Below are 15,651 nucleotides of genomic sequence, written 5' to 3'. Positions count from 1 at the left end.
TACTAACTGAAATGCTTAACCTACAAAGAGAAGCCCTAATTGATGATTACATCACATCATACAACAATTTTGATGTACCGGGAATGCTTAAGGTTTTACATCAAGATGTAGTATTTGAAAATTTTTCCAATGGAGAAAAAACATTAGCTACTCAAGGGATTCAAGATTTTCAAAAACAAGCCGAGAAGGCAGCTAGGCTCTTTGAAAAGCGGGAAATTTCTCCAAAAAAATGGATTCATCAGGCGAGATATACAGAAGTTCATCTTCGTTATCATGCGATACTCGCTGATGATTTACCTGATGGAAGCAAGAAAAAAGGCGATGAAATTAATTTATCTGGAAGGTCGGTTTTTGAATTTAAGGATGGGTTAATTTCAAAAATTCAGGATTTCTCCTAAAACAAAAAAGGCTGTCAATTTGAGATTGACAGCCTTTTTTGATGAATTTAATCCTCTAATTCATACTTCAATGTTCTTCCCTTTTCTACAGCAGGAAGACCTTCAGTCATCCAAAGAGGAGCAGGTGCTCCTTTCAAATAATGATCAAAGAACTGGCTTAGACGGACAGAAAGGTCCTTTCTGTTTTTTCGCTGTCTCAAATTATGATCTTCACCATTATACTGAAGCAACCAAGCAGGACGATTCAAGCGCTTAAGCGCCATAAACATTTCAATGCCCTGATACCATGGAACTGCACCATCTTCATCATTATGCATAATCAAAACAGGAGTCTGAACCCGATCCATAAAGAATAAAGGAGAATTCTCTATATAATAAAGTGGCTTCTCCCAAAGCGTACCACCAATTCGGGACTGAGTTTGCTCGTATTGGAACATACGGCTCATCCCTGTCCCCCATCGAATTCCACCATAAGCAGAAGTCATATTTACTACTGGAGCTCCAGCACCTGCTGCTTTAAACATATTCGTTTGGGTAATCAAGTATGCCACTTGATAACCTCCCCAGCTTTGGCCTTGGATTGCCATATTCTCAGAATCTACAAAACCTCTCGCCACGATGGACTGTACCCCAGGAATAATGCAGTTGTAAGCACTTGGTCCTGGCAAACCTAAATCGTATTTGATATCTGGCACAAAAACCAAATAATCATTACTCACGAAATACGGAATATTGATAGTAGATGCAGAAGGAGCTGGGGTTCGATAGTTGTGTAATCCGTCACTATTTCGCTCATAGAAATAAACCATCATCGGATATTTCTTATTCGGGTCAAAATACTCCGGCTTAAACAGTAAACCCTGTAAAGGAGTACCGTCGTTCGCTAAATAACTTACCAATTCCACACTACCCCATTTGACTTGAGCTTGCTGTGGATTAAGATTGGAAAGCTTTTTAAGGTCCTTCAACTTAAGGTCTCCGATGTACAAATCAGGATTATCCTGATAAGTACTTCTTCTAATTAAAATCTCATCGGAATCTTTGGCTTTTTTCAAACCAAAATAACGATGCGGTGTCATCAGGATTTTCTCCAGTTTCTTTCCTTCATAATCTCCCAAATACATTCCTGACTCTTTGGACATTTCATTGAAAGCTGAAAGGTAAAGTGGAGATTTTGGATCGATAAAACGCTCTTCGGAATCAATGGATTGCCTTCTGAATTCAATCTTGTTTTTCCTGCCCTCTCCTTTGGTTATCATCTGGGCTGCACCTGGATTTTGAGGATCTATTTTCCAAATATCATAGCGATCATTAATCAAAATAGCTGCATCATCAGCTAGCCAACCTCCCGATCCATATGAACCAGGTAAGGAAGGTGAATCGTGAAGTTCTTCATAAAATGGAACTTCAATATTTCCAGTCAGATTGATTCGCTTCATGGATTGCAGATCGTAAGCTACCCATGCACTGTCTCGTGAAGCATACCAAGTGACATATTTCCCTGCCGGTGAAAGGCTAGGCATACCCGGCACATCTTTTTCGATCAGGGTTCGAGTTCCGGTGTTTAAATCAACCAAATAAATGTCCCGCCCGATTTGAATATTCCAGCTGTATTCCCGACGATAAGGTTGATCCGTCCAAGCAATCGCAACTTCATTTTCGATTTTGCTAGGAAGCATCACATTTTTCACTTCTCGATCTTCGAGTTGCTTGATTTGATTAGTAGAAAGGTCTAATACAGCCTTATAAGCACGTTTTTCTTCACGGGATTTGTTGCGGAGCTGCATTGGCTGAATTTCATCATCCTGCCAACCCCAGATATCTAGGCTCACACGATCTTCATCCAAAATAGTGGTGTCTTCCTCGTAAGCATAGCTTTTATAATCCTCTGCCACACCGAAGAAAAGCATCTTTTCATTTTCAGAAAATTGTAGGGATTCATCCTGGCTGATTCTTCCTGATTCAAAAATCCCCTCAGCATCTTTATCTGCTACAGCTTCTAAAGTTCCAGATGCAGTTTGATAAAGCATCAAGGAATAGTATGGTTTTTCAGCTTTGGTGGAATCATCTGTGGTGACAAATGCCAAGTAGGATGAATTCGGAGAAAAACGCATGCGGCTATATTCTGTATATCCTTCATGAATCGTGGATTCAACCCCAGATTCAAGATCCAATAGATGGATTGCTGCATTATCTAAAGTATCTTCCTCTGCTATAACAAATTGCAGGAAATCCCCATTAGGAGAGAATCCAAAGCTTTTTACCCGTTCAAATTCAAAGCTCTTTCCTCCGTCTAAGCTTCGAACCAGAAGTTTGGTACCATCTGTTTTTTTGGGCTTTTCAGCCTTTGCTGTAGAATCGGCTGGATCTTTCTTGACAGGTTTTTCTTTTTCAAACTGAATAGCAATCCAGCTGCCTCCTTTTTCAGGAATTGAAAATGCCTTCACCTCTGCGAATTTTTCCAGAGAGCCTTTCTTCAAATCATAGATAAAAAGACTGTCTTTCGGCATATCATCCTTCTTGGTCTTTTTGAGCTTCAATACCCGAACGGAATCATATTGAGGGACGATTTTCCCTACAGCAAAGGCATCATCTGGGGTGAAATCCCATCCCGAAGCCCGCGGAATAATCATTTTTTTGGAAGGTTGACGAGAAGGCATAATTTCAAATCTTCCATCTCCCTCTTGAGGGGAAATCATGTAACCAATCCATTCCCCATTTTTTGTAATTCGGTCGGAGGATAAACTCTCCCATCCGTCATAGTCCGAATGTGTCAAAGATCGCTTTTGTTGAGCTTGAACATGGAAGCTTAGAAGTAAGGCTATTGCAAGCCCCAATCCTATCGTTCTTCGTAAAATTGACATAAAATAATCCGTATTAGTTTAGTTTAAATTCTTGCACAAATAATCCTCCTCTCGTTGAAGAGAGTTTTATCTTTCCCTCTACAGGTTCATCTCCAGAGACTTCTACTTGGAAAGTAACAGTTTTAAACTCTCCCTTTCCCGTATGTCCAGCATAGATTGTTTTATCATACAATTCCGGAGAAATAATTTTCACTTTAGCATTCTCATATCCTTCCGTCAATTCCTTTGCAAATTCCAAAGAGACACGATCCTCCTGAACAATTTTGACCAATTTTGCCTGCTCCAAAGCTACCGGCAATCCTCCAACATTCGTCCATTGGAGAGTGATTTCATAAAGCCCTTCTTTTAATTTTTCAACTACCGGACTTTCCACCTTTAATTCAGGTAGGCGTTTGGCCATTGCAAGATTGAAAAGAGCCTGCTTCTTGGCCCAGTTTTCTAACTGCCAAGTCGGTCCATTTTGTCCAAAGAACTTCGGATGAAAGCCTCCAATCTCAACTTCGCCTAATTCGGGATGTACGAACGGAGTCCATGATTTAAATCCTCTTCCGCCATTTTCTTGCTCATCCCAAACCAAGCCATCGTAATCATCATATATTCCGTCTTCGTTGTAGTCTTTCATGGCTCCATTATTCCAGAGCTCATCTCCATACCAAATACTACCAAAATAGAAATACCCGAAATCCGGTCCATGACCAAACAATGGTGATGGCTTCAAGGGGTCTCCAGTCATCCGATTGACCTTATATCTGGTTGCATAGGTTTCGTATACATCTCCTGCCCAAGGATAAGCCGTGTAAGACAATCCCAATTCGTCCATTTCCTTGTAAATCGCCAAATCTTCCGGATACATGCGTTCCTCACTTTTTGAAGTTGATGGTGGACGGAGATGCATTGGAACACGAGTATCCATGGAATTGACCACCGAAATATTGGGATGGCTTAAAATCCAAAGAACTGTTGAGCGAGTCTCCGCTTCACTCAATGGATATTCTCCTGCTCCATATTGAGTATAGCCACGACCAGTTAGATCACCGCCAATATCAGGACGCCAGTTTTCTGGATAATTCCTATGCAAATCCAATCCTCCTACTCCATCTTCATTGTAGCTTCCATCGCCATCATTATCGATTCCCTCTGTGTATATTAGGTAATCACCTTTTCCAGGAAAAACCCGCTTCATGAGCTTACCTGAAGGATGTTCAGGATCGATGATGAAATTTGCTTTTTTCTTTTCTTCCTCGGTAACTGCCTTCTTTCGGATTTGATAAATGATTCCATCTCCATCCAAATCCTCCTCAGGATCTTCGTCAATCAACCCATCCCGATCGTTATCATGAGGTTTTACTGTACTTCTATTTCGCTGCGCTGTATAGAGGTAAAGATTAGAACCATCGGGATTATTTTGAGGTCGGAGATAAATAGCCTTCGTATCTATAAGGTGTGTGATTTCTTCATCCTTTCCATAGTTTTCCAATAAATGCTTGGTCAACCAAAGGATGGATTCACTCGAGGTAATCTCTCCAGAATGTCTTCCTCCCTCAAAATATGCCGCAGGCTTATCGGTATCCTTTCCGGTCTTTTTATTCGTGATGGTCAATTGATAAATCGGTCTACCTTCATAAGAGTACCCAATCACATATAAATCCGTAATTTCTGGATAATCTGCAGCCCATTTTTCATACCAATGGTACATCACTTCTACCGTATGGTATTGGTCAAAAGTCAGACTTTCCCCAGGTGTATATTCTACCTCTGGAAAAGTTTCTTTTTTGAAGAAGGAAGGCCCGTGTCTTTCTCCCTGAACTGTATAAAACTTTGCTTTTTGGTTTTTCTCAGGAAATGGTTTTTCCTGTCGAAAATCTTTCACTTGGGAAAAGGCTTGTCCTGAAATCAGGACCGAAAAGGCCAAATAGAAATAATTTCTCATAGGATTGGTGGTTTCTTGACTAGATAAAAGTAAAAAAGCAGGAAAATCCCTGCACCACCATTTAAATAAAAATGAAGAAAATATGTATTACTTCTTGATTGTCAATTCAAAAGCTTCAGGAGAATACGAATCAAATCCCGGAACAGGCTTTAATTCAGGTAGTTTTCGAATCAAATAATCTAATCGTTCTCTTGTGCCACGATCGACATCAGTCATCATTTCGTAGCCTGAAAGCCTTCCCTTGGAATTTACTAACAAGATTACTTTCACCTCTTCGATTCCTTGAGACTTCTTCGTTCTGAACAAAAATGGAGAATATGAATCAATCATTTCCAATGTATACTCGGGCCAAGTCCAGTGAGATTCTAAGTTATTGGCGAGATTTTTTTCAATGACTGTCAAGGGCTCCAAATTTCCTGACTCAAATTGCTTGGAAGAAATGGATTCCAAAGGAGTTTCTACAGTACGCAACCTTATATTATTGTAAGCAACTTCTGGTCCCATGGAAAGAATACTTCTATCTCCCTGTGCAAGAGAAGTTTTTGCAGGTTGAAAAGCTGTTAAGGAAATAACCAAAACTGCCAATAAGTACCGAACCAATGATGCTTTAAATTCCATGACTTTCAATGATTAGTCAAAAATACAACAAAAAATTTTTCAAATACAATTTTTTGCATTTTATTTTTTCAAAAGAAAAACAAAAAAGCCTTACCAACGGCAAGACTTTTTTCAGAATATAAACCCAAATATAACTTTAGAGATTAAAAGTTCGATATCAACTGAAAATTCGGAAAAGAGACTAATAATCAAAATATTAAGCCTCCATTAATAAGTAATTCCAAATTTTCTCAAACTTAATGAATCAGCCTCAAAGTAATAACATTTTGATTTCAATTACAAATTGAAAAAATAATTTTGCAATATTTTGAACAATCTCTAATTTACTGGCAGTTTCTTTAAAAATCATCTAAATCCTAAGCAAAAAGATGGATAAAATTTTAGATATCGACAACATAGACCTCAAAATCATCTCCCTCCTTAACGAAGACGCCAAAACACCTTATACTGAAATAGCCAAAAAAGTATTCGTGTCTTCTGGTACCGTTCATGTCAGAATGAAAAAATTGGAAGATATGGGTGTCGTGAAAAGCGCAACACTAAATATCAACTTCACCAAACTGGGATATGATATTGCGGCTTTCTTGGGAATCTACCTTGAGAAAAGTTCACTCTATGATACTGTCATCGAGCGTTTGAAGGAAATCCCTGAAGTTGTTAACGCCTATTATACTACTGGCAATTACTCCATCTTCGCAAAGATCATTTGCCGCGACACGAATCATCTTCGATTGGTTTTGGATAAAATTCAAAAGGTAGAAGGTATAGATAGAACTGAAACATTGATTGTATTGGAAGAAAGTATCAATAGACCGATTCAGTTTTTTGATAAGGAAAGTAAGTAATCTTACTATTTAGACTAAATCTAAATAAATTTAAATATTCAAAGGAAGCCCATAAAAGGCTTCCTTTATTTTTTTATTTCATCAATCAATAATAAAAAATTGGTATTTCTAGCTCAATTTGATTGACAAACAGCATATCTGATAGAATTTTCAAATGAAATTGAACATTATTTTTTCATTATAAGTTGTACCTTCGCAGTCTAAATGTAATTAGTCTAAATAACTCACGCATGAGCAAAGACAATCAGATTTTAGAGGAGTTCACTTCCAAAGAGTACGAGCACGGTTGGTCGGTCAACTATGAGGCTGACGAGGCCCCCATCGGATTGAATGAAGAAATCATCCGTTGGATTTCCGCCAAAAAAGAAGAGCCGGAATGGCTTTTGGAATGGCGGCTAAAGGCTTTCCGCACCTGGCAAACTATGGAAGAGCCGGAATGGGCTAATATCCATTATCCAAAGGTAGATTTTCAAAAACTCCGCTACTACTCTGCTCCTAAGCAGACTAAAAAGCCTAAATCTCTTAATGAAGTGGATCCCGAATTGTTAGCGATCTACGAACGATTAGGGATTTCCCTCAATGAGCAAAAACGATTGCAAGGTATTGCGGTAGATGCTGTATTAGATTCTGTATCCGTTGCTACTACCTTTAAAGATACTCTTGGGAAACTCGGTATTATTTTCTGCTCCTTCAGCGAAGCTGTAAAAGAACATCCTGAGTTGGTAAAGAAATATTTGGGTTCTGTAGTACCCATGACTGATAATTACTATGCAGCTTTGAACTCTGCGGTATTCTCTGACGGTTCTTTCTGCTATATTCCTAAAGGCGTGAGATGCCCGATGGAGCTTTCTACCTATTTCAGAATCAATGCAGCCAATACCGGACAGTTTGAACGAACTTTAATCGTTGCGGAAGACGAATCCTATGTTTCTTACTTAGAGGGATGTACTGCTCCACAGCGAGACGAGAATCAGCTTCATGCGGCCGTTGTAGAAATTTATGCCGCTGCTCATGCAGAAGTAAAATATTCTACTGTTCAAAACTGGTTCCCTGGAGATAAAGAAGGTAAAGGAGGTATTTACAACTTTGTTACCAAGCGAGGAATCTGTGCCGGAGACCATTCTAAAATTTCTTGGACCCAAGTTGAAACTGGATCTGCAGTAACTTGGAAATACCCTTCCTGTATTTTGAAAGGAGATAATTCGGTTGGTGAATTCTATTCTGTTGCAGTGACTAATAACATGCAGCAGGCAGATACTGGAACCAAAATGATTCACATTGGTAAAAACACCAAGTCGCGAATTGTTTCTAAAGGTATTTCTGCTGGAAAATCCCAAAACTCATATCGTGGTCAAGTTCATGTGATGAAGCGGGCTACCAACGCTCGAAATTTCTCCCAATGCGACTCCTTATTAATGGGAGATCGATGTGGAGCTCATACCTTCCCATATATCGATATTCAAAACCCAACCGCAAAAGTGGAGCACGAAGCAACCACTTCGAAGATCGGAGAAGATCAGATTTTCTACTGTAATCAGCGTGGAATCGACACAGAAGATGCGGTAGCTTTGATCGTAAACGGTTATGCGAAAGAAGTATTGAATCAATTGCCAATGGAGTTTGCTGTAGAAGCTCAAAAACTCTTGGCTCTCACATTGGAAGGATCCGTTGGATAATTCCACTTTGAACTGTTGAATCAAAAAGAAAAAACTCAAATATGCTTACGATAAAAAACCTACATGCCTCTATTGAGGGTACCCCTATTCTAAGAGGTATTAACTTGGAAGTGAAAGCCGGTGAGGTTCACGCTATCATGGGACCAAACGGTTCCGGAAAATCCACTTTGGCTTCTGTACTCGCAGGTAGAGAAGAATATGAAGTCACGGAAGGAGAAGTGATTTTCCAAGGTAAAGACCTACTCGAAATGGCTCCTGAAGACAGAGCTAGAGAAGGTGTTTTCTTGGCTTTCCAATATCCAGTAGAAATCCCTGGCGTTTCTTCCACCAATTTCCTTCGTACTGCCTTGAATCAGGTACGGGAATACAGAGGTCAGGAACCTTTGGATGCGGTAAAATTCCTTTCCTTAATGAAGGAGAAAATGAAATTGGTTGAAATCGACCAAAAACTTTTGAGCCGCTCCCTAAATGAAGGTTTCTCTGGAGGAGAGAAAAAACGAAATGAAATCTTTCAAATGGCCATGTTGGAACCAACGCTGTCCATTTTGGATGAGACTGACTCCGGTTTGGACATCGACGCGCTTCGGATCGTTTCCAATGGTGTCAATCAATTGAAATCAGATAAAAACGCTACTATCGTCGTAACCCACTATCAGCGTTTGTTGGATTACATCGTTCCTGATTATGTACACGTACTATACAAAGGACGAATTGTAAAATCCGGCACCAAAGAATTGGCTTTGGAATTGGAAGAAAAAGGATACGATTGGATCAAGGAAGAGGTAGATTCAGCGGCAGTTTAAATCATAAAACACAGGCATGAATACCTTGACAACACAAGATACATTCGATGTATTGCTAGAATCTGCTCCTCAAAACTTTTCAGTTCTAAGAGCTGCAGGGAAAGAGCTTTATCAAGCAGCTGGACTTCCAGCAGCTAAAGCGGAGGAATATAAATTCACAGCAATCACGAAAAAACTGGAAAAAAGCATTTCTGATTTTAGAGCTGCTGCTCCTATTTCCATTTCTCAAAACCAAATCACTGAATCCACTTTTAAAGGATTTGACGGTTACATTTTGGTTTTTTCAAATGGAAAATTCCTCCCTGAGCTTTCCAGCCAAATTGAAGGCGTTCAAGTAGGAAGCTTGGAAGAAAATAATGAAGGAATAGGAACCATAGCCAAAGCAGAAAAGGATGCTTTTGCTGCATTGAATCAGGCGACTTTTTCCGGTGGAATTTCCATCACTGTTCCGAAAAAGATCCAAGTCGATAAGCCTATCCTTTTGCTTTCTTTCAATCAATCTAATGAAGGTCAGGTGATTACACCTCGATTCTGGATTGAAGTGGGAGATTTTGCAGAAGTTACCTTCATTGATCAAAGTGTAGGCTTAGGTGATTCTTCTTATTTCATCAACAAAGTAGTGGAAGCAAAAGGAGGAATCAATTCTCAGATCAACTACTATCGACTTCAACATGAAGGAGATCAGGTAATTGAAGTGAGCAATATCGAAACTGATGTGCAGGCTGATGCCCGATTTACTTCTGTCAATATTTCCCTGTCCGGAGATATGGTTCGTAATAATTTGAGTCTAAACCTTCTTGGCAGCAATTGCGAAGGAAATATGTATGGCATCTACTTGCTAAATGGTAAAACCCATGTGGACAATCACACCAATGTGGATCACACCATCCCGCATGCAGAATCCAATGAGTTGTATAAGGGAATTTTCGATGGACAGTCTCGAGGCGTCTTCAACGGAAAAATTTTCGTAAGACAGGATGCTCAAAAGACCAATGCATTTCAGCAAAACAACAATGTGTTGCTTTCTCAAGATGCCATTGTCAATACCAAACCACAATTGGAAATCTGGGCAGATGATGTGAAATGTTCACACGGATGTACTGTTGGCCAATTAGATGAAGAAGCTTTATTCTATTTGCAGGCAAGAGGAATAGATAAAACCTTGGCAAAAGGACTTCTACTCTACGCTTTTGTTGGTGAAGTTTTAGAAAAAATCGAAGATGAAAGCTTCAAAAATCATGTTGTCGGCCTAATCACAAATCGACTAGGCAGCAAATTCTAACATTTTTTCATGAGATTTGATATCGATGAAATCAGAGGCCTGTTCCCTGTGCTTCACCAAGAAGTACATGGCAGGCCTTTGGTATATTTTGACAATGCCGCTACTACCCAAAAGCCAAAGGCGGTTATTGAAGCACTTTCAAAATATTACCAACACGATAATTCCAATATTCACAGGGGTGCACATACTCTAGCTGATCGAGCAACACGGTACTATGAGGAAACCCGAGAAGCCATACGCGATTTTATCAATGCTAAAGAATCCGCTGAAGTCATTTTTACAAAAGGCACCACGGAGAGCATCAATTTGGTAGCAAAAACTTTTGGAAACAGATTCATAGGAAAAGACGATGAAATTCTGATTTCTACCATGGAGCATCATTCCAACATTGTTCCTTGGCAAATGCTATGTGAAGAAAAAGGTGCTCATCTAAAAGTCATCCCTATCACTGAAGAGGGAGAAATTATCTGGGATGAGTTTGAAAAATTGCTTTCCCCAAAAACCAAACTGGTCAGTATCGTCCATGCATCCAATGCACTTGGGACGATCAATCCGGTAAAGAAAATCATTGAAGCAGCCCATAATGTTGGGGCCAAAGTGCTATTAGATGGCGCTCAATCTACCTCCCATTTGGAGATCGATGTACAAGATCTGGATTGTGATTTTTTAGCTTTTTCAGCTCACAAACTTTACGGACCTACAGGCCTGGGAATCTTGTATGGAAAGCGTGAATTATTAGAAGCTATTCCTCCATTTTTGGGAGGAGGTGAAATGATTAAAGAGGTAACGTTTGAAAAAACCACTTACAATGAAATCCCCTTCAAATTTGAAGCGGGTACTCCAAATATTGCAGACGTAATCGCCTTCAAAGAAGCTTTGGAATTCATCAATTCATGGGGTAAAACTCAGATCAAAAAGCATGAGGATGAACTGTTAGCTTACGCCAATGAACTGACAAAAGACATTAAAGGGTTTATTCCTGTAGGAACTGCTGCTGAAAAAGTGGCGGTCCTTTCCTTCAATATTAATGGTATGCACCCATTTGATGTGGGACAAATGCTGGATGCGAGAGGCATAGCAGTTCGGACAGGTCACCACTGCACCCAGCCTTTGATGCATAGATTTGGAATTGAAGGAACTGTCAGAGCAAGTTTTGCTGTTTACAACACCAAATCAGAAATTGAAAATCTGGCAGAAGGAATTGCCAGAATTGCTAGAATTAAGAACAAATGAGCAGTATTGCAGCTATACAAGACGAAATTGTTTCAGAATTCGAAATCCTCGGAGATGACCGGGAATCGACCATTTTTTACATCATGGAATTAGGTGGAAACTTGGCTGATTTTCCTAAAGAGGAACAAAAGGATGAAAACCTGATAAAAGGTTGTCAATCCAAGGTATGGCTCATTGCTAAAGAGGAAAATGGAAAAGTTCGCTATCTAGCTGATTCCAATACTGATATCACCAAAGGATTAATTTCTTTGTTGATTCGCGTTTTGGATAACAGAACTCCAGAGGAAATCTTATCCGCAGATCTTAATTTTATCGATCGGATCGGAATGGGAAATCTTATTGGGAGCCAACGATCTAATGGACTTGCAGCCATGATCAAGCAAATGAAATTTTATGCCCTAGCTTTTCAAACCAAACTCAATGCTTGAGATGGAAAACGAGACTAAAAACGAGTTAAAGCAAAAAGTCATTCAGGCAATCAAACAGGTGTATGACCCTGAGATTCCTGTAGATGTATACGAGCTTGGGTTGATCTATGAGATTACCGTCTACCCGGTAAACAATGTATATGTTTTAATGACACTTACCTCTCCAAATTGCCCATCTGCTGAATTCATTCCGTCTGAAGTGAAGGATAAAATCCAGCAAATTCAGGGGGTGAATAATGTGGAAGTGGAAATAACTTTTGATCCGCCATACTCACAAGACATGATGTCTGAGGCGGCAAAACTTGAATTGGGATTTCTATAAAACTTAAAATAATCGACTGATATGTATCCAGAAGAACTAATCGCTTCAATGAGAGCCGAACTTACTGATCTTGGCTTCGAAGAGTTTCGAACTGCTGAGCAAGTTGCTTCTCATTTAGGACCAGACCATAAAGGAACAACCTTCGTGGTGATCAACTCTGTATGTGGATGTGCAGCAGGAGCTGCTCGTCCAGGTGTAAGATATGCACTTGAAAATGCATCAAAGAAACCAACCACTTTAGCTACTTCTTTTGCCGGAAATGACCGGGAAGCAGTTGCAAAAGTTCGTGAAATTGTACTTCCTTATCCTCCCTCCTCACCGGCTATGGCTTTGTTCAAGGACGGAGAATTGGTGCACTTTATCGAGCGCCATCATATTGAAGGTAGAAATGCAAAAATGATTGGAGATCATTTAGTTGAGGTTTTCGAGCATTTTTGTGAATAAATTTAGCCCTTCGGGGCTTTTTTTATTTATTTGGCAAAAGCTGCCAAAAACAGGATAAAATTCCAATCCCTACAACAAAACAATCGGTGGTTTTAAAAACTTTATTTTTTATAAAAAATCACCTTTTACCCTTCACCAAATATTCATTAATGAAATGTAAATATCCCTAAATAAAATAGGGGATTTTATTAACTTAAGGGCAGTATTTGAGTTTTTCTTATTAGCAATCCAAAATAAATTTATATGTCTGAATCTGTTAAGCTGTCCTATGATGGACAGGATTTTGAATTTCCGGTTACAGTCGGAACAGAAAACGAACCCGCAATTGATATTGCTAAACTTCGGGCTTCGACTGGACTAATCACCCTTGATCCTGGATACAAAAACACAGGATCTACAACGAGTGCAATCACCTTTCTAGATGGGGAAAAAGGTATCCTTCGATATAGAGGTTATCGAATCGAGGATTTGGCAGAAAAATCCACCTTTTTGGAAGTTGCCTATCTTCTGATTTATGGAGAGCTTCCTTCCCAAGCTGAATACGAAAACTTCACAAAGGAGATCACCCACCATACCTTGGTTCATGAAGACATCAAAAAAATCTTAGATGGTTTCCCTTCCAATGCACACCCGATGGGAGTTTTGTCTTCTTTGATTTGCTCTCTTTCAGCTTTCTATCCTAATTCTTTGAATCCAAACAGATCAGAAGAGGAAGTTAACTTGAGCATCATTCGTTTGATTGCAAAAATGCCAACTTTTGCGGCTTGGGCATACAAAAACGAAATGGGGCATCCAGTAAATTATCCAGACAATACCTTGGATTATTGCTCCAACTTCCTAAAAATGATGTTTGCGCTTCCTGCTGAAAAGTATGACGTGGATCCTGTAGTTGCTAAAGCCTTGGATCAACTTCTCATCCTTCACGCAGACCATGAGCAAAACTGTTCTACTTCCACTGTAAGAATTGTAGGCTCATCTCAAGCTTCCATCTACGCATCCATTTCTGCCGGTATCAACGCGCTTTGGGGACCACTTCATGGCGGTGCGAACCAATCTGTAATCGAAATGCTAGAAGCTATCAAAGCTGACGGTGGTGATGCTAAGAAATATTTGGACAAGGCTAAAGACAAAAATGATCCTTTCCGATTGATGGGATTTGGTCATAGAGTTTATAAGAACTTTGATCCTAGAGCTAGAATCATCAAGAAAGCCGCTGACGACGTGCTGGGTAAATTGGGCGTAAATGACCCAATTTTGGATATCGCAAAAGAATTGGAGCACGCTGCTTTGAATGACCAATACTTCATCGATAGAAAGCTTTATCCAAACGTAGACTTCTACTCTGGAATCATTTACAGAGCACTGGGTATTCCGACTGATATGTTTACGGTAATGTTTGCTCTAGGTCGTCTTCCGGGATGGATCGCTCAGTGGAAAGAAATGCGTGAAAATGGCGAACCTATTGGTCGTCCACGTCAGGTATATGTTGGCGCCAATGAGCGCGACTATATCTCTATGAATAAGCGCTAATTATTATTTGATTCAGATCAAAGACCAACCCAAAAGGTTGGTCTTTTTTATGCATTATCTTTGACAGACCCTTTACTAATCCAACTAAAAAAATGAAAGCAAACACCCTCGAGGAAGCAGTAGCCCTCACCAAAAAATTCACAAGTAGACCTAGCAATGAAGATTTGCTAAAACTTTATGGTCTATATAAGCAAGCTACCGAAGGCGATAATGAAACTGAAAGACCTGGAGGTTTTGATTTTAAAGCCGCTGCAAAGTACAATGCCTGGTTGAATTTTAAGGGCCTTTCCAAAGAAGAAGCCGCTAATCAATATCTTGAGCTAGTGAATAAATTGGCTGAAAGTCATCTATAAAAAAAGAGCCTGTAACTAATTACAGGCTCTTTTTGATTCAAAACCTATTTTTACTTTTTTCCATATTTTGAGCCAAAAGGCGTTCTTCTTAGCATATAATCCACACTTCCTTTATAGGCTTCAGTTCCAGTCCCGAAAGCATGTCTAGAATTACTATAAAGATTATCCCCGCGGTCATTAAACATCCTCAAATCAACCATGGTATCGTATTCAATGGTCGTGGTAGAAGAACTACTACTGAAAATAGTCCCCTTCTTTGAGGAGCTGTTAGATTTTTGATTATAACTTGAAGAACCATAAGTACTAGAAACCGCACCCTTAGTGGTTACTTTGACTGCTCCAAAAATCACGAACTCTACCTCTAGAAGTTCTGCTAATTCTGCTGGAGTATAGGAGTCCATATTATCTTGATTGATTCCCGCCTTAGCCAAAATTGCATTAGTGGTCAAAGGATCTTGAAGTGTCAACGTTTTATATTCATTCCGTACGGTATTTGCCGCCTGATTTTGAGTAAAATTCCTTAATTCATCAACCGTCAATCCAGCATCATTGGTGATGATAGCGAAAGGTAACACGGCAATCTTGTTATGCCTATCCGGGTGGCTACCCGCATGACTTCCATCAGTTGGAACTTTCGAAGGATTGGATCCAAAACTCTCAATTCGACCACTTGCAAATTTTATTTGGGCAACATCCGATTTTTGAATTTCATAATCAAAATCCTCTCCCACATACCTAAACTTAATTATCGAATCCGTAATCCCTGTTACTTTTCCTTCTTTAGTTTCTCCATTATTTAAAATCAAAACATCCACCTTATCCTGAGCTATGAGTGGACTCTGAATCAGAAAAAGAAAGAAAAAAGTTGAAAGTAAGGTTAATTTAAGAGCTTTCATGTTTGCATTTACTTTGGCGGCATTATTAA

At 39.5% G+C, this 15,651-nt stretch carries 15 protein-coding genes; 11 read left to right on the top strand and 4 right to left on the bottom strand.

Annotated features, from left to right (window positions below; genetic code table 11):
* The first annotated feature begins 11 nt into the window (after positions 1–11).
* Positions 12–398, top strand: a complete 387-nt coding sequence (locus E4S40_RS00570; RefSeq protein WP_135069299.1) for a nuclear transport factor 2 family protein — start codon at positions 12–14, stop codon at positions 396–398.
* 47 nt (positions 399–445) lie between these two features.
* On the opposite strand, the gene E4S40_RS00565 is transcribed toward E4S40_RS00570, so the two are convergent.
* The 3 genes from E4S40_RS00565 to E4S40_RS00555 all read right to left on the bottom strand — a co-directional run bounded on the left by E4S40_RS00565 (position 446) and on the right by E4S40_RS00555 (position 5,810).
* Entirely contained in the window at positions 446–3,262 is a 2,817-nt protein-coding gene (locus tag E4S40_RS00565) for a S9 family peptidase (protein WP_135069294.1), read from the bottom strand.
* A gap of 13 nt (positions 3,263–3,275) precedes the next feature.
* Positions 3,276–5,192, bottom strand: coding sequence for a M14 family metallopeptidase (locus E4S40_RS00560; protein ID WP_135069291.1), 1,917 nt, complete (start codon positions 5,190–5,192; stop codon positions 3,276–3,278).
* Between the two features lie 87 nt (positions 5,193–5,279).
* The gene (locus E4S40_RS00555) at positions 5,280–5,810 is read right to left on the bottom strand and encodes a hypothetical protein (protein WP_135069288.1); all 531 of its coding nucleotides are present in this window, start codon (positions 5,808–5,810) and stop codon (positions 5,280–5,282) included.
* Positions 5,811–6,178: 368 nt separating this feature from the next.
* On the opposite strand from E4S40_RS00555, the gene E4S40_RS00550 reads away from it, so the two are divergent.
* The 10 genes from E4S40_RS00550 to E4S40_RS00505 all read left to right on the top strand — a co-directional run bounded on the left by E4S40_RS00550 (position 6,179) and on the right by E4S40_RS00505 (position 14,726).
* A complete protein-coding gene (locus E4S40_RS00550) occupies positions 6,179–6,655 on the top strand; it encodes an Lrp/AsnC ligand binding domain-containing protein (RefSeq protein ID WP_135069285.1) in 477 nt (158 codons plus the stop codon).
* A gap of 230 nt (positions 6,656–6,885) precedes the next feature.
* Positions 6,886–8,331, top strand: a complete 1,446-nt coding sequence (gene sufB, locus E4S40_RS00545; RefSeq protein ID WP_135069282.1) for a Fe-S cluster assembly protein SufB — start codon at positions 6,886–6,888, stop codon at positions 8,329–8,331.
* Positions 8,332–8,372: 41 nt separating this feature from the next.
* Entirely contained in the window at positions 8,373–9,134 is a 762-nt protein-coding gene (gene sufC, locus E4S40_RS00540; RefSeq protein WP_135069279.1) for a Fe-S cluster assembly ATPase SufC, read from the top strand.
* 16 nt (positions 9,135–9,150) lie between these two features.
* Positions 9,151–10,416: a Fe-S cluster assembly protein SufD gene (gene sufD, locus E4S40_RS00535; protein ID WP_135069276.1), complete on the top strand. Its 1,266-nt coding sequence runs from the start codon at positions 9,151–9,153 to the stop codon at positions 10,414–10,416.
* Positions 10,417–10,425: 9 nt separating this feature from the next.
* On the top strand, positions 10,426–11,649 hold the full coding sequence (locus tag E4S40_RS00530; protein WP_135069273.1) for a cysteine desulfurase: 1,224 nt from the start codon (positions 10,426–10,428) through the stop codon (positions 11,647–11,649).
* Positions 11,646–12,077 carry a SufE family protein gene (locus E4S40_RS00525; RefSeq protein ID WP_135069270.1) on the top strand — a complete coding sequence of 144 codons (432 nt, stop codon included), beginning with the start codon at positions 11,646–11,648 and terminating at the stop codon, positions 12,075–12,077. The genes E4S40_RS00530 and E4S40_RS00525 overlap by 4 nt, the downstream gene beginning before the upstream one ends.
* The gene (locus tag E4S40_RS00520; RefSeq protein WP_135069267.1) at positions 12,070–12,399 is read left to right on the top strand and encodes an SUF system Fe-S cluster assembly protein; all 330 of its coding nucleotides are present in this window, start codon (positions 12,070–12,072) and stop codon (positions 12,397–12,399) included. Before E4S40_RS00525 ends, E4S40_RS00520 begins: the two co-directional genes overlap by 8 nt.
* Before the next feature lie 21 nt (positions 12,400–12,420).
* Positions 12,421–12,843 (top strand): BrxA/BrxB family bacilliredoxin, encoded by a 423-nt coding sequence (locus E4S40_RS00515; RefSeq protein WP_135069264.1) that lies wholly within the window; start codon positions 12,421–12,423, stop codon positions 12,841–12,843.
* Positions 12,844–13,086: 243 nt separating this feature from the next.
* The gene (locus E4S40_RS00510; RefSeq protein WP_135069261.1) at positions 13,087–14,373 is read left to right on the top strand and encodes a citrate synthase; all 1,287 of its coding nucleotides are present in this window, start codon (positions 13,087–13,089) and stop codon (positions 14,371–14,373) included.
* A 92-nt stretch (positions 14,374–14,465) separates the two neighbouring features.
* Positions 14,466–14,726 (top strand): acyl-CoA-binding protein, encoded by a 261-nt coding sequence (locus E4S40_RS00505; RefSeq protein WP_135069258.1) that lies wholly within the window; start codon positions 14,466–14,468, stop codon positions 14,724–14,726.
* A 50-nt stretch (positions 14,727–14,776) separates the two neighbouring features.
* Here the strand turns inward: E4S40_RS00505 and E4S40_RS00500 are convergent, their stop codons facing one another.
* Positions 14,777–15,622, bottom strand: a complete 846-nt coding sequence (locus tag E4S40_RS00500; RefSeq protein WP_135069255.1) for a hypothetical protein — start codon at positions 15,620–15,622, stop codon at positions 14,777–14,779.
* Positions 15,623–15,651 lie beyond the last annotated feature (29 nt).

Source organism: Algoriphagus kandeliae (genome assembly GCF_004571135.1).
GTDB classification, from domain to species: domain Bacteria; phylum Bacteroidota; class Bacteroidia; order Cytophagales; family Cyclobacteriaceae; genus Algoriphagus; species Algoriphagus kandeliae.
Note: the sequence above shows the minus strand (reverse complement) of the source record. Positions and strands in the feature narration are given on the sequence as shown.